The organism is Streptomyces fructofermentans, from assembly GCF_014651055.1.
Taxonomy (GTDB): domain Bacteria; phylum Actinomycetota; class Actinomycetes; order Streptomycetales; family Streptomycetaceae; genus Streptomyces; species Streptomyces fructofermentans.
This window is the reverse complement of the sequence record NZ_BMWD01000025.1, coordinates 1-18,139: the sequence shown is the minus strand read 5'-3', so window position 1 is coordinate 18,139 and position 18,139 is coordinate 1. Positions and strand designations below refer to the sequence as shown.

The following is an 18,139-nucleotide window of genomic DNA, read 5'->3' as shown; positions in this document are numbered from 1 at the left end:
CCGGTGCGGGCGAACGAAAGCACCCGTTGGGACCAGCTCCGGCCGGCGGGGGCCCCGGTCCGGCGAGGTCCGGTACCGGCAGGAGCCGGCCGGGCCCGGCCGGCCGCGGGACCAGGCGGTTCCGATAGCCTCGGCGCCGTGACACCACAGCACTCCCACCAGTTCGAACGCGGCACCGACGGGCCCAAGGTCATCGTGGTCGGCGTGGACGGCTCCGCCTCCTCGCTGCGTGCCGCGGCCTACGCCGCGGGGCTCGCGCGACGGCAGGGGGCCCTGCTCGCCCTGGTGTACATCCAGCCGGTGATGGCGGCGGGCGCCGCGCTCGGGGCTCCGGTCGCCGAGACCACCGACCAGATCGCGGAGGAGCTGATCCGGGAGATCCGGCAGGCCACCGCGCAGGTCAAGGGCATATTCGACGTGCGCTGGGAGTTCCACACCTTCCACGGGGACCCGTACAACGGGCTGGTCTCGGCCGCGGACCAGCTCACGGCGGACGCCGTCGTGGTGGGCGCGTCCGAGCAGGCCGGGCACCGGATCGTGGGCTCGGTGGCGGTCCGCCTCGTGAAGGCGGGACGCTGGCCGGTCACCGTCGTGCCGTGACCTCACGCCCGGAGCGCCGCCACCGGCCGTGACCGCCCCCGTGTCCGACCTCGCCCCCGGTGGGCCCGTACGGAGCCGCCTGGCGCCGCGGGGCGCGTACCGGAGCCCGTGCGGGCGGACGGTCCGCACGGGCGGCGGGCGTCAGCGGACCATGGTCAGCCCGTCCTCGGCCGCGCCCCGGCTGAGCACGACGCCGCGGATCCGCTCGCGCACGGCGGCCGCGTCCGCGCCCCGGTCGACCGCGTCGGAGAGGCGCACGACACGGCCGGAGTCGAGGTCGAACCACTGCGGCACGAACTCGGCCTTCTCGACCTCCCACCGGCCGCCGGGCCGGGAGGGCGGGGCGAAGGCGAAGCGGCCGATCGTGCTCTCGTTGCCGCGCGGGTCCTTCGCCCCTTCGTAGTTGGTCATCAGGCCGGCGATCTGGTCGCCCATCCCGTAGATGACCCAGGTGCCGTTGACCTTCTCGTACGCCTGCGGGACGTGCGCGTGCGTGCCGAGGATCAGGTCGATGTCGGGGCGCTCCCCCGTGCGGGACGCGGTCAGCCGCTCGGCGAGTTCCCGTTGCCGCTCGTCGGGCTCGTCCTGCCACTCGGTGCCCCAGTGCAGGGACACGGCCACGACGTCCGCGCCCGCGCTCCGCGCCGCGCGGGCGTCCGCGACGATCCGGTCGGCGTCGATGAGGTTGACGGCCCACGGTTCGCCGGACGGCATCGGGAACCCGTTCGTGCCGTACGTGTAGGCGAGGTGCGCGACGTCCGCGGTGCCCGCGCGCAGCAGCGTGGGGGCGTCCGCCTCGGCCGCGCTGCGGGCGGACCCGGCGTGGCGCACTCCGGCCCGGTCCAGGGCGTCGAGTGTGCGGTGCACTCCCGCGGAGCCGTCGTCCAGGGTATGGTTGGAGGCCGTCGAACAGGCGTCGTATCCCGTCGCGGCGAGCGCGGCCGCCACCTCGGGCGGGGACTTGAAGGTGGGGTAGCCGGTGTAGTCGCCGTCGGCGCCGTACACCGTCTCCATGTGACAGATCGCCAGGTCGGCGGCTGCCACGACCGGCCTGACCCCCGACAGCATCGGACGGAAGTCGTATCCGCCGCCGCCCGCGTCCACGCGGGCCCGGTCGATGATCGAGCTGTGCGGCAGGACGTCCCCGGAGGCGACGAGCGTGAAGCCGGTCGCCTCGGCTCCGCCCGCCGGGCGTTCGGGGCGCTCCGCGCCGCGTCCGCCCTCCCCCGACTGACAGCCCGCGGCGGCCACGGCGGCGACGACCGCGAGCGCCGCCGCGGTCCGCCGTGCCCGCGCCGTGCCCGGTGCCCGCGGTGCCGGCCGGTCGCGCGCCGCCCGCCGCGCGTACGGCTCCGCCCTCGTTCCAGTCGTTCCAGTCGTCCTCGGCTCCCTCGGCATCCTCGGCCTCATTCCCCGTCCTTCATTCTTCATATGGTCATATCTGAATATGAACAGCTATGAGTCCATGTACGGGTCCGTAAGGGAGTCAAGAAGGCGCCACCGCGCTACACCCGACCGGCGCATCAGGACGGGTCCGAACGGGCGGGACGGAGGGCAAAGGCGGAGGCTTCCGTCCCGGTTGACCGTTCGTCGTACCGTTCGTCGACGGGTTCGACCGTCTGCCGACGAGCCGTGTCCGTGGCCTGTCCCGCCGGTCCGCGCTGCGCTGGCATACGGCCATGACGGCCGCCACCACCATGACCAGCAGGACGACCGCCGAGCACGAGCTGGCCGAATTGCAGCGGGAGCACGGCGCACCGCTCTTCGCCCTGATGCTGAGGCTCTCCGACGGGGACCGCCAGCGCGCCGAGGACCTGGTGCAGGAGACGTTCGTCCGCGCCTGGCAGCATCCCGAGGCGCTGCGCGCCGACGCCTTCGACTCCGTACGGCCCTGGCTGCTGACCGTGGGACGGCGGCTGGCCATCGACGCGCGCCGGGCCCGGCAGGCGCGGCCCGCCGAGGTCGGCGACGCGATCCTGGAGAGCGCGCGGGTCGCCGCCGACCACGCCGAACGCTCAGTGGCGACGCTCGATGTGCGGGAGGCTGTGAAGACACTCACTCCCGAGCACCGGGAAGTCCTGGTGCAGGTGTACTTCCGCGGGGCGAGTGTGGCGGAGGCCGCCGCAGCCCTCGGCATACCTCCCGGTACCGTGAAGTCCCGCGCGTACTACGCGCTGCGCGCCCTGCGCCGGGTTCTTCCGGGATACGCGGCCGACCTGCGGTGAAACCGTAGGCCGGGTCAAGCCTCCGTAAAGCGCCTTGCCGTGGACCATGGTTGAGCAATCAGCTGTCCTCATCCGTGTTCCGGACTGGGGCCCGGGGTCGGGCTACGCGCACGCACCGGAGGAAGGCAGGAAAGGATGCTGCACAGAGGTCAAGAGAGCACGGACGGCACCGGGGGCGGTGAACTCACCGTTCCCATGGCGTGGTTGTACGCCGAGTACATCGCCGACGAACTGCTGCGGACCGGCGACCTGATGCCGTCCACGTCCTTCGAGTTCCGCGCCGGGCGCGACGCCCTCGCGCTCACCATCTTCCTGTCGGACACGAGCGGGGAACTGTCCGGGATCAGGGTCGTCTCGCAGTTGGAGACGTGGCTGTCGCTGACGGCCTACGACCAGCCGTGGCAGGACTGGGTGCGCGACCGCATGACGGGGCTCGCCGCCGAGGCCCTGGAGGCCGACGGCCCCGCCCCGGACCTGGAGCTGGCCACGGCCGCCTGGCGCTGGCTGGAGGAGACCGAGCTGCTCGCACCCGACCTGGACGCCGTGCCGGGCGGCGGAGCGGTCCTCGGGGAGGACGACGGCCCGAAGGTCTGGACGCCCGCGTGGCAGCTCGGACTGCCGCTCGGACATCTGGCCATCCATCTCTTCTAGGCGGACTTCGAGCGGTTCCGGCCGGCCGGACGGGCCGGCCGGGGCCGCTGACCGGACTTTTTTCGAACCTCGACCAATCCGCGGGCCCGGCCGCTCCGAATCTCCCGGTTGGTTTCCCGCGGGACTTGAGTGATTCGGCGGTCTCGTGCGTATCGGTGGGCAAGCAGCTACTCCCCGCACACACCCCACCGGCATGAGGATTTGTTATGAGGTCGCTGGAACGCCACCGCGACGTCGGCGCATACGCGCTCGGCGTGCTGGACGAGGCGGATGCCTTCCGCTTCGAGGACCACCTCATGGATTGTGCCCAGTGTGCGGTCCAGATACATGAATTCGGGGCCACCACCCGCTCACTCCGGGCCTACGCCGACGCGACGCCCGGCTCGGTGAACCCGATGACGCTGGCCGGACCGGCCCTGCTGGACCGGTTGCTCGACGACGTGGCCGCCGCCCGCCGCAGCGGGCGCAGGCGCTGGCTGTTCGCGGTCGCCGCCTCGGTGGCGCTCGCCGTGGGCGCGCCCGCCGCGGCGGTGCTCGCCGGCGGCGGGAGCGCGAAGGACACGACGGTGGCCGCGACCGATCCGGGTTCAGGGGTGTGGGCAGAGGTCACCACTCTGAACCGCGCCTGGGGCAGCGAGGTGGGCCTCAAGATCAAGGACGCCGACGGCCCGCGCAGCTGTGTGCTCGTCGCGGTCGGCCGGGACAGCTCGGAGCAGGTCGTGATGAGCTGGACCGGGCGGTCCAGGAGCGGCGAGAAGCCCCCGGGCGGCGCCATGCAGGGCGCCGCGGCACTGCACCCGAACGAGATCGCCCGCTACGAGGTGCGGACGTCCGAAGGGAAGCGGCTCGTGACCCTCAAGGCGCCCTGAGAGCAGCCCTCCTGACGGTCGATCACGACCGGTCACGACGCTCGGGCGGCACGGCGCCCGCCCCGCCGCTCCGCTTGTCGCCCAACTCGCCGCCCTACTTCAGGAACTTGGACGTCCGGCGGTCCGCGAGGGGCTTCCCGCCCGTCTGGCAGGTGGGGCAGTACTGGAGCGACGAGTCGCTGAACGAGACCTCGCGAATGGTGTCGCCGCAGACCGGGCAGGGTTGTCCGGTGCGGCCGTGGACACGCAGACCGCTCTTCTTCTCCGCCTTCAGCCGGCCGGCGGCGAGCCCGTGGGAACGCTCCACGGCCTCGGCGAGGGTGCCGCGCAGCGCCTCGTACAGCCGCCGGGTCTCCTCCGGGGTCAGGGAGGACGCGAGTTTGTACGGGGACATCCGCGCGGCGTGCAGGATCTCGTCGCTGTAGGCGTTGCCCACCCCGGCGATCAGGCCCTGGTCGCGCAGCGCCCCCTTCAGACGGCGCCTCTCACCGGCCAGCAGTCGCGCGAACCGCTCCTCGTCGAAGTCGTCGGCGAGCGGATCCGGGCCGAGGCGGGCGATGCCCGGGACCTCCGCCGGATCCCGTACGACGTACACCGCCAGCCGCTTCTGGGTGCCGGCCTCGGTGAGGTCGAAGCCCGCTCCGGTCTCCAGGGCCACGCGCATCGCGAGCGGCCCCTTGCCGGGGCGCGGGACGCCGTCGGGGAGCCGGTCCTTCCAGTGCAGCCAGCCCGCCCGGGCCAGGTGCGTCACGAAGTGCGGGCCGCCGTCCGTCTCCAGGTCGAGGAACTTGCCGTGCCGGCGCACGGCCGTGACCTCGTGGCCCTCGACAGCTGCGAGCGGCGGGTCGTACGTCTTCAGGACGCTGATCGCGGCGGGCAGCACCCGGACGATCTCGTGGCCGACGAGATGGTCGGCCAGGAAGTCCTTCAGCGCTTCGACCTCGGGAAGTTCCGGCATGCCTCCAGGGTGCCATCCGGCGCGCGGGAGGCCCTTTCACGGGACGCCGCGCGGGTGGCCAGCGCGTCATTCGCGGTCCGGCACCAGGAACTCGCACCACACGCACTTGCCGCCGCCCCGCGCCTCCACGCCCCACACGTCGGCCAGCCGGTCGACCAGGAGCAGACCCCGCCCCGACACCCCGGACTCACCCGCCTCGCGGCGGCGCGGGAGGGCGCTGGAGGCGTCCTCCACCTCGACCCGCAGCCTGCGGTCGGGCCCGGTGAGGACCCTGAGGGTGACGATCGCGGAGCCCTCGGTGTGCATCAGGGCGTTGGTGATCAGTTCGTCCGCGACGAGTTCGATCTCGTCGGCGCGCTGCCGGGCACCCCAGGCCCGTACGGCCGCCCGGATCATGTGCCGCGACTCGGTGAGCGCCTCCGGGTCGCCGGGGCCGACGTGCTGCTGGAGCCGACCGCCGGAGCGCTGCGCGTCGAGCCCGAGGCGGCGCAGCAGCAGCAGGGCCACGTCGTCCTCGCCGCCGCGCTCCTCGGCCACGTCGATGAGCCGGTCCGCGAGGTCGCGCACGTCGTCGGGCCCCGTCGCGATCAGCGCCCGCAGGGTCTGCATGCCTTCGTCGAGGTCGACGCCGGGCTGTTCGACAAGGCCGTCGGTGCACAGGAGCAGGGTCTGCCCGGGGTCGAGTTCGAGCGTGTTCACCGGGTATTCGAGGCGGCCGAACTCGGCGGACAGGCCGAGCGGCAGCCCTCCCTCCAGGGGCACCCGGTGGCAGCCGCGGTCGGTGTCGCGGATCAGCGGGTCGATGTGGCCGGCCCTGACGACCTGGATCACTCCGGTGGACATGTCCGCCTCCGCGTAGAGGCAGGTCGCGAAGCGGTCGGTGTCGAGTTCGTGCAGGAAGACGGAGGCGCGGGCCATGACGGTCGCGGGCGTGTGGCCCTCGGCCGCGTAGGCCCGCAGGACGATGCGCAGCTGGCCCATGACGGCCGCCGCGTGCGTGTCGTGGCCCTGCACGTCGCCGATGACGGCGCCCACCCGGCCGCCGGGGAGCTGGATCACGTCGTACCAGTCGCCGCCGATGTCCCGCCCGAGGGAGCCCGAGCGGTAGCGGACGGCGATGTCGGCACCGGGGACGCCGGGGATGGAACGCGGCAGCATGGCCTGCTGGAGCCCCTGGGCGAGGTCCTTCTCCTGCTCGTAGAACATCGCGCGCTGCAGGCTCTGCGCGATGCTGCTGCCGAGGGCGACCAGGACGTTGCGGTCCTCGGCGGAGAAGCCGTGCCGGTCGCTGTAGAGCAGGCCCATGGCGCCGATCGGCCTGCCCTGCGCGATGAGCGGCAGATAGGCGGCCGAGGTGATGTCGAGCCCGGTGATGTGCGGCCACAGCATCGGGTACGACTCGGCGAACTCCTCCGGCGACTCGATGAAGCGCGGGGCGAGGGTGCGTACGACCTCGCTCATCGGGTACTGCTCGTCGACGCGGGTGATGCGGGTCCCGGGCACGAAGCTGCCTTCGGGTCCCTCGGCCACCAGCCGGATGCGGCCCGCCTCCAGGAGGCCCATGACGACGCTCTTGGCCCCGAGGTGGACGACGCCGTGCGTGTCTTTCAGGACGTCGATGACGTCCTGGACGCTGTGGGCGTGCGCGAGGGCCGCGGTGGTGATCTGGACGACGTTCGTCTGTTGGCGCAGCGCCTCGTCCTGGGCGGCCTGCTCGCGGCGGGCCTCGGCCTCGGAGAGCTCCCGGGTGGCGTCGCGGACGATGCCGATGATGCGGTGGGGCCGGCCCGTGCGGTCCCGCAGGATGTGCCCCTGGGTGTGGGTCCAGCGCAGGGAGCCGTCACGGCGGCGCACGCGGAAGTACGCGCCGTAGTTCTCGCTGCCGTCCTTGATGGCCTGGGACACGTGGGCGTCGAGGCGCCGGGCCTCCATCGGGGGCACCCGTGGGGACAGGGACTCGGGGCGGCCGGTGTACTCGTCCGGGCGCACGTCGAAGATCTCGTGGGCCAGGACGTCCATCTGCATGGTTCCGGCGTCCAGGTCCCAGTCGAAGCTGCCCATGCGGTTGAGCGCCAGGATCGGGTCCGGGTGGGCGGGCCAGTCCTCCGGGAGTGACAGGGCGCTCGCTCCCCGATCAACCATGGGCCCACCTTGTCAGGATTCGACCGATTCTTCGACTCGTGGGGCCCGGTGGACCCGAGCGGTCCACCGGGCCCCACCGGACGGGCTCGCGCACCGGCGCGCGGGGCGGATCTCAGTCGGGGACGAGCCCGCCGCCGTCGATCATGTCGGGGATCTCCGGGACCGTGAGGGGACCGATCTCGTCGTCCGGGTCGATCCCGGCTTCCGGGGCCGTCCCGTCGGCGGAGGGGTACGGGTACGCGTCGGGGGACAGCCCGTCGGTCGTCGCGCTCCCCGTGGAGCAGACCCCGGGTTCGGGCGCGGCCGCCTCCTCGAACTCCTCGAACTCTCCCAACTCCCGGGACGCCTCGGACTCGGCGGACTCGGCCGTCGGAGTGACGCCGGGGGCGTCCGCGGCGCCCGGGGCGGCGGTCCCGCTCGGCGTGGCGCAGTCCGGGGGACTGTCGGCCGACAGGTCCGGCAGGGCCGACAGGTCCGAGCCTCCCGACAGGTCGGACGGGTCCGACAGCGGGTCGCGCGTCGCGTCCGGCGACAGGTCCGACGAGAGGTCGTACGTCCCGTCCGGCGAGGCGTCCGGCAGCACGTCGCCCAGGGCCGGATCGGCCTCGAACGACTCCAGGGGCTGGACCCCGTCGACCGGTGACGCCGACTCGTCCGGGCCCGGCTCCTGCGGGTCGCCTTCGGCCGGACCCGGCAGGTGGTCGGAGGCATCCGGCTCCAGGGCATCCAGCTCCACGTCACCGGACTCCGAGGCGCCGGTGGCGGCCGGCGCGGAGCCGGTCGGGGCGGCGGCGGAATCCGTGAACGGGTCCGGGGCCGCTGCCGCCCGGAGCGGGGCGTCGCCTCCGGACGCGCCGGCGGGCTCCCCGTCGCCCTCACCGCAGCCCGTGAGAAGGAGCGCGGCACCGAGCGTGCAGGCCGTGACGAGACTTCCGGCGGGTATGTGCACCACCATCTCCTGTTCCGAGTCGGGCAATATGTCCACCATTGTCTGCGTCGGTTCTCCTCCGGCCGCAAGCCGGATCACACAGGGTCACCACGGGAGGGAAGGGAGCACGGGACGTGGAGTGGTTCACCGCCCCCGAGTACTGGACGAGCCGCCTGGTCCTCCAGCGGGCGCTGGCCGCGGTCTACGTCGTCGCCTTCCTCGGCGCCGCGCTCCAGTTCCGGCCGCTCATCGGCGAGCGCGGCATGCTCCCGGTGCCGCGGTTCGTGGAACGGGTGCCGTTCCGGCGGGCGCCCGGCGTGTTCCACCTCCACTACTCCGACCGCTTCTTCGCGGGCTGGGCATGGACGGGCTGCGCGGTGTCGGCGGCGCTGGTGGCGGGCCTGGACGGCCTGCTGCCCCTGTGGGGCGCCATGCTGCTCTGGCTGGTCCCCTGGGTGATGTACCTGTCGATCGTGAACGTCGGCCAGACCTGGTACGGGTTCGGATGGGAGTCACTGCTTCTGGAGACGGGCTTCCTCGTCGTCTTCCTGGGCAACGACGAGGTCGCCCCGCCGGTCGTGACACTGTTCCTGCTGCGCTGGGTGCTGTTCCGCGTCGAATTCGGCGCGGGCCTGATCAAGATGCGGGGCGACGAGTGCTGGCGCCGGCTGACCTGCCTGGACCACCACTACGAGACGCAGCCGATGCCGGGGCCGCTGAGCTGGTTCTTCCACCGTCTGCCGAAGCCGGTCCACCGCGTCGAGGTGGCCGCGAACCATCTCACCCAACTCGTCGTCCCCGTACTGCTGTTCACCCCGCAGCCAGTGGCGACGGCTGCGGCGGCCCTCATGATCCTGACCCAGGGGTGGCTGATCGTCTCCGGCAACTTCTCCTGGCTGAACTGGATCACGATCGTGCTGGCGTTCTCGGCCCTGCGCCTGCCGGGCGCGGCTCCCGACACACCCGCCGCCCCAATCTGGTACGAGGCACTCGTCCTCACGGTGGCCGCGCTGCTCCTGGCCCTCGGCCTGCGGCCCGTCCGCAACATGATCTCCTCGCGCCAGGTGATGAACCGCTCCTTCGACCCCCTCCATCTGGTCAACACCTACGGGGCGTTCGGAAGCATCAGCCGCGTCCGGTACGAGGTGGTCGTCGAGGGCACGTCCGACGGCGTCCCGCGCGAGGACTCCGACTGGCTCGCGTACGAGTTCAGGGGCAAGCCCGGCGATCCGCGGCGCTGGCCACGCCAGTTCGCCCCGTACCACCTGCGGCTCGACTGGATGATGTGGTTCGCCGCGCTCTCCCCCGCCTACGCCGGGACCTGGTTCACCGTCCTGGTGGAACGGCTCCTGGAGAACGACCGCGACACGCTGCGCCTGCTGCGCCGCTCCCCCTTCCCCCGGGACGCCCCGCCCCGCTACATCCGCGCCCGCCTCTTCCGCTACCGCTACACGACCTGGCACGAACTCCGCACCACGGGCGCGTGCTGGGACAGGACATACGTCCGCGACTTCCTGCCCCCGACACGCCTGGACTCCCCGGACCGGCGGTCGTAGCCCACGCGGCCTCCACCGCCTCGGCCCGTGGCCACCTCTTCAGCCCGTGAAGACAGGGAGGACAGCCGCCGCAGCCGCGGAAGCGAGGCCTCCCAGGGCGATGAAGGCCCCGAACTTCTCCTTGGCCGTGGGAAAGAGCGCCCGCGACACATCACCCGCCTTGCTGCGCAGAACAATTAACTTGATCTTCTGCCAACGGTGTTGACGCAGACTGCAGCCCATCAGGATGCCCGAGGCGTTGCGCCGGCAGTATGTGCCACCTCCCCTGTTCACCGCTCCGCACCACACGGGAGTCTGGAACGCCGCGTACGCGAAGACCGCCAGCGACAGAACCAGGATGACTCCGGTTGCGGCTCCGCGTCCCCAAGCCACGATCAGAGCCGCAGCTGCCAGATAGCCCCAGTATGCCCAAATCGCCCTCATGGCCCGGAACCGTAGGTGGCGCGACGACCTCTGAACAGAGCGTGAATGAGCCAGCGGCAACTGCCGGTGCCCGGTGGACCGTCCCGGCCAGGCACCGGCACTCCCTCAGAGCCCGTAGACGCGGGTGGCCGTGGTGGTGAAGAGGGCGTTGCGGTCGGCGGGGGGCAGGTGGGAGGTCAGTTCGCGGGCCGTTCGGGCCACTTCGGTGTATGTGGCGGCGAGGGTGCAGACCGGCCAGTCGGAGCCGAACATCAGGCGGTGCGGGCCGAAGGCGTCCAGCGCCGTGGCCGCGTAGGGGGCCAGGTCCCCGGTCGTCCAGGCCCCCGGGGCCGCCTCGGTCACGAGTCCCGAGAGCTTGGCGACCGTGTTCGGGAGGGCCGCGAACGCCCGGAGGTCGGTGGCCCAGGGTTCGGTCTCGGCCGAGGCGACGGGAGGCTTGCCCAAGTGGTCCAGTACGAAGGTCAGTCCGGGGTGCCGCTCGGCGGCCCGTACGCAGACGGGGAGCTGGTGCGGGAGGACGACCAGGTCGTGCACGAGACCCGCCGCGGCGAGGGCGGACATGCCGCGGCCGACGTCCTCGCGCAGCAGCCACTCGGGGTCGGGCTCGCTCTGCACCTGGTGGCGGATGCCGCGCAGGAGATGGCCGCCCGGCAGCTCGCGCAGGCGCGCGAGTTCGTCGGCGACGTCGGGGCGGGTGAGGTCGGTCCAGCCGACGACGGCGGCGACCAGGTCGCTCCCGTGCGCGAGCGCGAGGAACTCCGGGGTCTCGTCCGCCACCGTGACGGTCTGGACGAGGACGGTCCGCCCGACCCCGGCCGCGCGCGCCTGCGGGGCCAGCTCCTCGATGGCGAAGTCGCGTGCGAGGGGCGCGAGTTCGGGACCCTTGATCCAGTCCTGGCCGCGTACGGAGAGGTCCCAGACGTGGTGGTGCGCGTCGACGGTCACGGCAGCTCCCAGACGACCGGCAGACCTGCCGCCGGGCCCGCCCCGGAGTAGTCGTGGACGACGTCCAGCAGCTCCGCCATCCGGGCCTGCCAGGCGATGTTGACCGGCAGCCTGCCCAGTTCGGCGAGCAGCCGGGCGTAGTCCTCGCACTCCAGGAGGTGGAAGAGGTCCGTGCCGCTGCGCCAGATGGTCCAGGACGTGGCACCGGCGGCACGGATCGCCTCCGTGAGCCGCTCGGGGACCTCCCGGTGGGCGGCCTCGTACGCCTCCACGCGGTCGGCGCGGATCCTCGTGTGCAGGGCGACCCTCACGCGGGCTCCTCGTCGGGGGCGGGTCCGGCGGCGGATTCGGCGGCCGACTCGGCGCCGGGTGCGGGAGCGGCACAGACGCCGGGTGCGGGTCCGGGGGCAGGCGCGGCGGGCACCGGGGCCTCCTCGGGGAGCAGCCCGGACGACCGCAGCTCCCGCCACAGGTCCTCGGGCACGGTCGTCCCGAACTGCCGTACGGTGTCGCGCACTTCGTCGGCAGACCGGGCGCCGACGAGCACGCCGGCGACGGCGGGGTGGGCGAGCGGGAAGGCGAGGGCGGCGGCACGCAGGGTGGTGCCGTGGCGCTCCGCGATCCGCCGCAGGCGCAGGGCGCGCTCCAGCAGGGCTGGCGGCGCGGCGGCGTAGTCGTACCTCGCGCCGGGCACCGGGTCGGCGAGGAGGCCGGAGTTGAACGCCCCGCCGACGACCACGGACGTGCCCCGTTCCAGTGCGGCCGGCAGCAGTTCGGCCAGGGCGCGCTGGTCGAGGAGGGTGTAGCGGCCCGCGCACAGCACCACGTCGACGTCCGTGTCGCGGACGAAGCGGGTCAGCATCGGGGCCTGGTTCATTCCGGCGCCGATCGCGCCGACGACGCCCTCCGAGCGCAGCCGCTCCAGGGCGGGGTAGGCCTCGCGGAAGGCCTGTTCGGCGTGGTCGTCGGGGTCGTGGAGGTAGACGAGGTCGACGCGGTCGAGCCCCAGCCGCTCCAGGCTCTCCTCCAGGGACCGGCGGACCCCGTCGGCGCTGAAGTCCCAGACGCGCCGGTGGGTCGCGGGTACGGCGAAGCCGTTGGCGAGGTCGTCCCCGTCCGTGGCGCCCGACGGGTCGAGGAGCCGGCCGGCCTTGGTGGACACGGTGTACCCGGACCGTCCGCGCAGGGCTCCGCCCAGCCGCCGTTCGGACAGCCCGAGCCCGTAGTGCGGCGCGGTGTCGAAGTAGCGGACTCCGGCGTCCCAGGCGGCGTCCAGCGCGCCCCTGGCCTGCTCCGGGGACACCGGCGTGTAGAGCCCTGCGATGCCGGCCGCGCCGAAGCCCAGTTCGGTGACTGCGACGGCTCCGCGGCCGAGCGTACGGATGCGCATGCCGGTCACTGTGCCACCGGCCGCAGCCGCAGTCCCTGCATTCCGCCGTCCACCGCGAGCGCCGTCCCGGTGGTGGCGCCGGAGAGGGGGCTCGCGAGGTGGGCGATGGCACCCGCGACCTCGGCGGCGGAGACGAGCCGCCCGGTGGGCTGGCGGGCCTCCAGAGCGGCCCGTTCGGCGACCGGGTCGGGGGCGGCGTCCAGCAGGCGGCCGACCCACGGGGTGTCGACGGTCCCCGGGTTCACGCAGTTGATGCGCACGCCCTCGCGGACGTGGTCGGCGGCCATGGCGAGCGTCAGCGAGAGGACCGCGCCCTTGGACGCGGAGTACAGCGCGCGCTGCGGCAGGCCGGCGGTGGCCGCGACGGAGCACGTATTCACGATCGCCGCGTACGCGGACTCGCGCAGATGGGGCAGGGCGGCCCGGGTCGTGCGGACGATTCCGAGGACGTTGACGTCCAGGACCCGCAGCCACTCGCCGTCGTCGTTGTCCTCCACCGTCCCCCGGGCGCCGATGCCCGCGTTGTTGACGAGGACGTCCAGTCCCCCGAGCCCGGCGGCCGCCGCCGCGACGGCGGCCCGTACGGACGTGTCGTCGGTGACGTCGGCCCGGAAGCCCAGCAGGGGCTTCTCCACCGCCGCCGGGTCCAGGTCGAGCACGGCGACCAGGGCGCCGCGGGCGGCGAGGAGTTCGGCGGTCGCCCGGCCGATGCCGGAGCCCCCGCCCGTGACCAGCGCCCTGAGTCCCGCGAAGTCCCGCACCACTGGGCGACTCCGATGATTCGTCATGCCGCCTCTCCTTTCCGGCCCTTGGCCGTCCGCTGTTCGCCGCGCGCCCGCTCGGCGAGGTCGGCGGCCCAGAACGCCCCGCCGGGGAAGGTGAACTCCGCGATGGACTCCGGCCGCATGGTGGCGGAGAACCCCGGCGCGGTGGGCGCCATGTAGTGACCCTCCCCGATCACCACCGGGTCGAGGAAGTGGTCGTGCAGATGGTCGACGTACTCGATGACACGGTCCTCGACGGTCCCGGCCAGCGCCACGTAGTCGAACATCGACAGGTGCTGGACGAGTTCGCACAGGCCGACGCCGCCCGCGTGCGGGCAGACGGGGACGCCGAACTTGGCGGCGAGGAGCAGGATCGCGAGGTTCTCGTTGACCCCGCCGACCCGTGCCGCGTCGATCTGCAGGACGTCCACGGCTCCGGCCTGGAGCAGTTGCTTGAAGATGATCCTGTTCTGCACGTGCTCGCCGGTGGCGACCTTCACGGGGGCGACGGCCTCCCTGACGGACGCGTGGCCGAGGACGTCGTCGGGGCTGGTGGGCTCCTCGATCCAGTAGGGATCGAACTCGGCGAGGGCCTTGGTCCACTCGATGGCCTCGCCCACGTTCCAGCGCTGGTTGGCGTCGATGGCGATCCGGATGCCCGGGCCGACCGCGGCGCGGGCGGCCCGGCAGCGCCGCATGTCGTCGGCGAGGTCCGCGCCGACCTTCAGCTTGATCTGGGTGAAGCCGTCGGCGACGGCCTGCCGGGCCAGCCGGGTGAGCTTCTCGTCCGAGTAGCCGAGCCAGCCGGGCGAGGTGGTGTAGCCGGGGAAGCCGCGCTCCCTGAGCAGCTCGGTGCGGGCGGCCGAGCCCTCCCTGCCCCGGCGCAGCAGGTGCAGCGCGTCCTCGGGGGTCAGGACGTCCGCGATGTAGCGGAAGTCGACCTGGGCGACCAGCCATTCGGGGGTGGCGTCGGCGAGGAGCTGCCACAGCGGCTTGCGGGCGCGCTTGGCGGCGAGGTCCCAGACGGCGTTGGCGACGGCCCCGATCGCCATGTGCATCACCCCCTTCTCGGGTCCCAGCCAGCGCAGTTGGCTGTCCCCCGTGAGGTCGCGGACCAACGAGCCCGGGTCCGCGCACAGTTCGTCGACCGGCCGGCCCAGCACGTGCGGGCGCAGCGCCTCGATCGCGGCGACCTGGACCTCGTTGCCCCGCCCGATGGTGAAGGTGAAGCCGTGCCCCTCCAGAGCGTCGTCCGCGTCGGTGCGCAGCACGACGTAGGCGGCCGAGTAGTCGGGGTCCGGGTTCATCGCGTCGGAGCCGTCGAGCTCCCGCGAGGTCGGGAAGCGGATGTCGTGGGTGTCGACGGCGATGACGCGGCCGGAGGATGAGGACACAGAAGGCCTTTCGGTCCGGGACAGGGATCGTGGGCGGTCCGGGCTGTCAGTCCTGGGCGCGGCCGGTCGTCACACGGGCGATCATCAGGGCGACCAGGATGATCCCTCCGTATATGGCCTGGATCCAGAACGAGGGGACCTGGGCCAGGGTGAGCAGGTTCTGCACGACGCCGAGCAGCAGGACGCCCGTGAGGGCGCCGAACATGGTGCCCTTGCCGCCGTCGAGGCCGATGCCGCCGATCACCGCGGCGGCGAACACCGTGAAGATCATGTTCTGGCCCTGGTTGGCGTTGATCGCGCCGACGTAGCCGGTCTGCATCAGGCCGCCCACCGCCGCGAGCGTTCCGGCGACGACGAACACGCCGAGCATCACGCGCTCGACGCGGATGCCGGCGGCGCGTGCCGCGTCGGGGCTCCCGCCGATGGCGTACAGGGCGCGTCCCCAGCGGTGGTACTTGAGGACGAGGCCCGCGACGCCGAACGCCGCCGCGGCGAGCCACACCGACACGGGCACCGTGAGGAAGGTGGTCGTGGCGAGGGCGTAGAACGCGTCGGGCATGCCGAACAGCGTCTTGCCCTCGGTCGCCCCGACCAGCAGGCCGCGCAGGACGATCAGCATGGCCAGCGTCACGATGAACGCGTTGAGCCTGAACTTCACGACGAGGACACCGTTGAGGCCGCCGACGAGCGCTCCCACCAGGAGGACCACGAGCAGGGCGACGGCGGCGGGCAGTTCGGTGCCCCATCCTGACTGGGCGGCGGGCAGGAGCAGCAGGGCGCCGACGGCCGGGGCGATGCCGACGACGGACTCCAGGGAGAGGTCGAACCTGCCCGTGATGAGGACGAGCGACTCGGCCAGCACCACCATCGCGAGGGCCGCCGAGGCGCCCAGGACGGAGATCAGGTTCTGCTCCGTGAGGAACGCGTCGTTGACGAAGGCCCCGAGGACGAGCAGCAGCAACAGCGCGGGGACGAGAGCGAGTTCGCGGGCTCGGCGCAGCAGGACGGCCTTGGCGTCGGTGGCGCTCCCGGCCGGTGGCGCGGGTGCGTCGGACGCCATCGCGGGCGTCTTCGTCTCAGCCATGGTCGACTCCTTCGATGGCGGCGATGAGTTCGTGGTCCCGCCAGCCGGACGGGTACTCCGCCACGACACGGCCGTGGAAGAGGACGAGTACGCGGTCGCAGCGGCGCAGGTCGTCGAGTTCGTCGGAGACCACCAGGACGGCGGTGCCGTCGTCGCGAGCGCTGTCCATCCGGGCGAGCAGGGACTCCTTGGACTTCACGTCGACGCCCGCGGTGGGGTTGATCAGGACGAGCAGCCGGGGGTCGGAGGCGAGTGCCCTGGCCATGACGACCTTCTGGGCGTTGCCGCCCGAGAGGTCGGAGACGGGCTGGTCGGGCCCCTCGGTGTGGATGCCGAGGCGCCGGATCAGTTCGCGGGCCACGCCGCGTCTGCGGGCGGTCGCGACGAATCCGTGCCGGCCGAGGCGGTCGAGGACGCTCAGGGTCGTGTTGTCGCCGACGGTCATGCCGGGGACGAGGCCCTGTTCGTGGCGGTCGCGCGGGACGCAGCCGACGCCGGCCCGCAGGGCGGCGGCGACGTCGCCGTACGGCAGCCGCTCGCCGTCCAGCCGGGCGCTGCCGCCGGTGGGCGTGTGGAGTCCCGCGAACGACTCGGCCAGTTCGACCTTGCCGCTGCCGCTGGACCCCGCGAGACCGACGGCCTCGCCGCTCCGCACGGTCAGGTCGACGCCCTGGTACGCGGCCGAGGTGAGTCCGCGGGCCTCCAGGACGACCGGGGCCGTGTCGCGGACCGCCGCGCGGCCGGCCGTGCGGGCACCGGCGGCCTCTCCCGCCATGGCCTCCACCAGGGCGGCGCGCGGGAGTTCGGCGACCGGCGCCGTGGTGATCCAGCGCGCGTCGCGCAGCACGGTGACGGTCTGGCAGACCTCGTACACCTCCTGGAGGTGGTGGGAGATGAACAGGAAGGTGACGCCGGAGTCCTGGAGCGCCCTCATCCGGGTGAAGAGCCGTTCGATCTCCCGCTTGTCGAGCTGCGCGGTCGGCTCGTCGAGCACGATGAACCGGGCTCCGAAGCTCAACGCCCGCGCGATCTCGACCATTTGGCGGTCCTCGACCTTGAGGTCGGCGGTCCGTGCGTCGGGGTCGACGCGGACGCCCCAGGTGTCGAGGACCTCCGCGGCCTCGGTCCGCAGGCGGCGCCAGCTGATGAGGCCGCCGCGGCCGGTGGGCTGGCGGTTGATGAACAGGTTCTCGGCGACGGTCAGTTCGGGGACGACGGTGGGCCTCTGGTAGACGCAGGCCACCTTGCGCCGCCAGCCGTCCCGGTCCGCGAGGGCCGGCGCGGGTCCGCCGTCGAAGCGGACCGTGCCGGCGTCGGGGGCCTGGAGACCGGTGAGGACCGTGACGAGGGTGGACTTGCCCGCGCCGTTGCGGCCGACGAGGGCGTGGGACTCGCCCGCGTGCACGGTCAGCCGTCCGTCGGCGAGGGCGACCGTGGGACCGTACTGCTTGACTATCCCGCGCGCCTCAACGAGTGGAGTGCTCATCCGACCGTGTTGCCCCACAGCTCGGGGTCGTCGACGTTCTCCGTGGTGACCAGCGGGGCGGGGAGCTGGTCCTCCAGGATGCCGCCGGGCAGTTCGACGATCTCGGAGCCGTGGTCGGTGGGACCCGGCTCGAACGTCTTCCCCGCCATGGCCGCCTTGATGTAGTACATGCCGTACTTGGCGTACAGGTCGGCGGGTTGCGAGACGGTGGCGTCGATCTGGCCCTTGCGGATGGCGTCGTACTCCTGCGGGATGCCGTCGTTGGAGACGATCGTGATGTGGCCCTTCTCGCCGGCCTTCTTCAGCAGCCCCTTGGACTTGAGGGTCTGGAGCGTGGGCGCGAGGTAGACGCCGCCCGCCTGGAGGTAGATGCCCTTGATGTCGAGATGGGCGTTGAGGAGCGTGTCGAGCTTGGAGGCCGCCGTGTCGGACTCCCACTTGGCTGGGATCTCCAGCACCTTCAGCTTCGGGTACTTCTCCTTGACGCAGTCCCGGAACGCCTCCGAGCGGTCGCGGCCGTTGACCGAGGCGAGGTCGCCCATGATCTGCACGACCTTGCCCGAGGTGATCCCGTCCCCGAGGTAGGCGCAGGCCTTCTTGCCGTACGCGACGTTGTCGGCCCGTACGACCATGGCGACCTTGCCCTTCTCGGGGGCCACGTTCTGGGTTCTATCGGTCGTTGCAACACCTCAGCCCAGAGGTGGCAATGGACAGTGCAGTTCGT

17 protein-coding genes and 1 pseudogene are annotated in these 18,139 nt (G+C 72.6%); 5 read left to right on the top strand and 13 right to left on the bottom strand.

All coding sequences use genetic code 11. The features are described from left to right. The first annotated feature begins 138 nt into the window (after positions 1 to 138). A complete protein-coding gene (locus IE265_RS28675; RefSeq protein ID WP_190038620.1) occupies positions 139 to 600 on the top strand; it encodes a universal stress protein in 462 nt (153 codons plus the stop codon). Between the two features lie 141 nt (positions 601 to 741). Here IE265_RS28675 and IE265_RS28670 read toward each other — a convergent pair whose 3' ends face one another. Next, positions 742 to 1,998 carry a CapA family protein gene (locus IE265_RS28670; protein WP_190038619.1) on the bottom strand — a complete coding sequence of 419 codons (1,257 nt, stop codon included), beginning with the start codon at positions 1,996 to 1,998 and terminating at the stop codon, positions 742 to 744. 281 nt (positions 1,999 to 2,279) lie between these two features. Here IE265_RS28670 and IE265_RS28665 point away from each other — a divergent pair, with 281 nt between their 5' ends. The 3 genes from IE265_RS28665 (at position 2,280) to IE265_RS28655 (ending at position 4,345) form a co-directional block, all read left to right on the top strand. Further along, a complete protein-coding gene (locus IE265_RS28665) occupies positions 2,280 to 2,825 on the top strand; it encodes a sigma-70 family RNA polymerase sigma factor (RefSeq protein WP_190038618.1) in 546 nt (181 codons plus the stop codon). Positions 2,826 to 2,960: 135 nt separating this feature from the next. Next, on the top strand, positions 2,961 to 3,476 hold the full coding sequence (locus IE265_RS28660) for a hypothetical protein (RefSeq protein WP_190038617.1): 516 nt from the start codon (positions 2,961 to 2,963) through the stop codon (positions 3,474 to 3,476). Positions 3,477 to 3,682: 206 nt separating this feature from the next. Next, entirely contained in the window at positions 3,683 to 4,345 is a 663-nt protein-coding gene (locus tag IE265_RS28655; RefSeq protein WP_190038616.1) for an anti-sigma factor family protein, read from the top strand. 94 nt (positions 4,346 to 4,439) lie between these two features. On the opposite strand, the gene IE265_RS28650 is transcribed toward IE265_RS28655, so the two are convergent. From IE265_RS28650 to IE265_RS28640, 3 genes are all read right to left on the bottom strand, one after another. After that, complete coding sequence (locus IE265_RS28650) at positions 4,440 to 5,303, bottom strand: Fpg/Nei family DNA glycosylase (protein ID WP_190038615.1); 864 nt, start codon at positions 5,301 to 5,303, stop codon at positions 4,440 to 4,442. Between the two features lie 66 nt (positions 5,304 to 5,369). After that, complete coding sequence (locus IE265_RS28645; RefSeq protein WP_190038614.1) at positions 5,370 to 7,445, bottom strand: SpoIIE family protein phosphatase; 2,076 nt, start codon at positions 7,443 to 7,445, stop codon at positions 5,370 to 5,372. Positions 7,446 to 7,557: 112 nt separating this feature from the next. Beyond that, a complete protein-coding gene (locus tag IE265_RS28640; protein WP_190038613.1) occupies positions 7,558 to 8,433 on the bottom strand; it encodes a hypothetical protein in 876 nt (291 codons plus the stop codon). A 74-nt stretch (positions 8,434 to 8,507) separates the two neighbouring features. Here IE265_RS28640 and IE265_RS28635 point away from each other — a divergent pair, with 74 nt between their 5' ends. Beyond that, the gene (locus IE265_RS28635; RefSeq protein ID WP_190038612.1) at positions 8,508 to 9,929 is read left to right on the top strand and encodes a lipase maturation factor family protein; all 1,422 of its coding nucleotides are present in this window, start codon (positions 8,508 to 8,510) and stop codon (positions 9,927 to 9,929) included. Positions 9,930 to 9,968: 39 nt separating this feature from the next. Here the strand turns inward: IE265_RS28635 and IE265_RS28630 are convergent, their stop codons facing one another. The 9 genes and pseudogenes from IE265_RS28630 to IE265_RS28590 form a co-directional block, all read right to left on the bottom strand. Next, positions 9,969 to 10,352 (bottom strand): hypothetical protein, encoded by a 384-nt coding sequence (locus tag IE265_RS28630; protein WP_190038611.1) that lies wholly within the window; start codon positions 10,350 to 10,352, stop codon positions 9,969 to 9,971. Positions 10,353 to 10,457: 105 nt separating this feature from the next. Continuing rightward, on the bottom strand, positions 10,458 to 11,297 hold the full coding sequence (locus IE265_RS28625; protein ID WP_190038610.1) for an amidohydrolase family protein: 840 nt from the start codon (positions 11,295 to 11,297) through the stop codon (positions 10,458 to 10,460). After that, positions 11,294 to 11,608, bottom strand: a complete 315-nt coding sequence (locus IE265_RS28620) for an L-rhamnose mutarotase (protein ID WP_190038609.1) — start codon at positions 11,606 to 11,608, stop codon at positions 11,294 to 11,296. The genes IE265_RS28625 and IE265_RS28620 overlap by 4 nt, the downstream gene beginning before the upstream one ends. Beyond that, positions 11,605 to 12,687, bottom strand: coding sequence for an aldo/keto reductase (locus IE265_RS28615; protein ID WP_190038608.1), 1,083 nt, complete (start codon positions 12,685 to 12,687; stop codon positions 11,605 to 11,607). The genes IE265_RS28620 and IE265_RS28615 overlap by 4 nt, the downstream gene beginning before the upstream one ends. Before the next feature lie 5 nt (positions 12,688 to 12,692). After that, the gene (locus IE265_RS28610; protein ID WP_190038726.1) at positions 12,693 to 13,448 is read right to left on the bottom strand and encodes an SDR family NAD(P)-dependent oxidoreductase; all 756 of its coding nucleotides are present in this window, start codon (positions 13,446 to 13,448) and stop codon (positions 12,693 to 12,695) included. A 23-nt stretch (positions 13,449 to 13,471) separates the two neighbouring features. Next, on the bottom strand, positions 13,472 to 14,845 hold the full coding sequence (locus IE265_RS28605) for an L-fuconate dehydratase (RefSeq protein ID WP_190038607.1): 1,374 nt from the start codon (positions 14,843 to 14,845) through the stop codon (positions 13,472 to 13,474). Between the two features lie 46 nt (positions 14,846 to 14,891). Continuing rightward, positions 14,892 to 15,929, bottom strand: coding sequence for an ABC transporter permease (locus IE265_RS28600; protein ID WP_190038606.1), 1,038 nt, complete (start codon positions 15,927 to 15,929; stop codon positions 14,892 to 14,894). Beyond that, the gene (locus IE265_RS28595) at positions 15,922 to 17,415 is read right to left on the bottom strand and encodes a sugar ABC transporter ATP-binding protein (RefSeq protein WP_190038605.1); all 1,494 of its coding nucleotides are present in this window, start codon (positions 17,413 to 17,415) and stop codon (positions 15,922 to 15,924) included. The genes IE265_RS28600 and IE265_RS28595 overlap by 8 nt, the downstream gene beginning before the upstream one ends. Continuing rightward, positions 17,412 to 18,086: pseudogene (locus IE265_RS28590) on the bottom strand (sugar ABC transporter substrate-binding protein); the annotation flags it as partial. The pseudogene IE265_RS28590 and the gene IE265_RS28595, both read right to left, overlap by 4 nt. Between the last annotated feature and the right edge of the window lie 53 nt (positions 18,087 to 18,139).

Bases quoted from the DNA above. Each gene is read 5' to 3' on its own strand.
- IE265_RS28670 (WP_190038619.1), bottom strand. From the start codon at position 1,998: ATGCCGAGGGAGCCGAGGACGACTGGAACGACTGGAACGAGGGCGGAG.
- IE265_RS28665 (WP_190038618.1), top strand. From the start codon at position 2,280: ATGACGGCCGCCACCACCATGACCAGCAGGACGACCGCCGAGCACGAG.
- IE265_RS28660 (WP_190038617.1), top strand. From the start codon at position 2,961: ATGCTGCACAGAGGTCAAGAGAGCACGGACGGCACCGGGGGCGGTGAA.
- IE265_RS28655 (WP_190038616.1), top strand. From the start codon at position 3,683: ATGAGGTCGCTGGAACGCCACCGCGACGTCGGCGCATACGCGCTCGGC.
- IE265_RS28650 (WP_190038615.1), bottom strand. From the start codon at position 5,303: ATGCCGGAACTTCCCGAGGTCGAAGCGCTGAAGGACTTCCTGGCCGAC.
- IE265_RS28645 (WP_190038614.1), bottom strand. From the start codon at position 7,445: ATGGTTGATCGGGGAGCGAGCGCCCTGTCACTCCCGGAGGACTGGCCC.
- IE265_RS28640 (WP_190038613.1), bottom strand. From the start codon at position 8,433: ATGGTGGACATATTGCCCGACTCGGAACAGGAGATGGTGGTGCACATA.
- IE265_RS28630 (WP_190038611.1), bottom strand. From the start codon at position 10,352: ATGAGGGCGATTTGGGCATACTGGGGCTATCTGGCAGCTGCGGCTCTG.
- IE265_RS28615 (WP_190038608.1), bottom strand. From the start codon at position 12,687: ATGCGCATCCGTACGCTCGGCCGCGGAGCCGTCGCAGTCACCGAACTG.
- IE265_RS28600 (WP_190038606.1), bottom strand. From the start codon at position 15,929: ATGGCTGAGACGAAGACGCCCGCGATGGCGTCCGACGCACCCGCGCCA.
- IE265_RS28595 (WP_190038605.1), bottom strand. From the start codon at position 17,415: ATGAGCACTCCACTCGTTGAGGCGCGCGGGATAGTCAAGCAGTACGGT.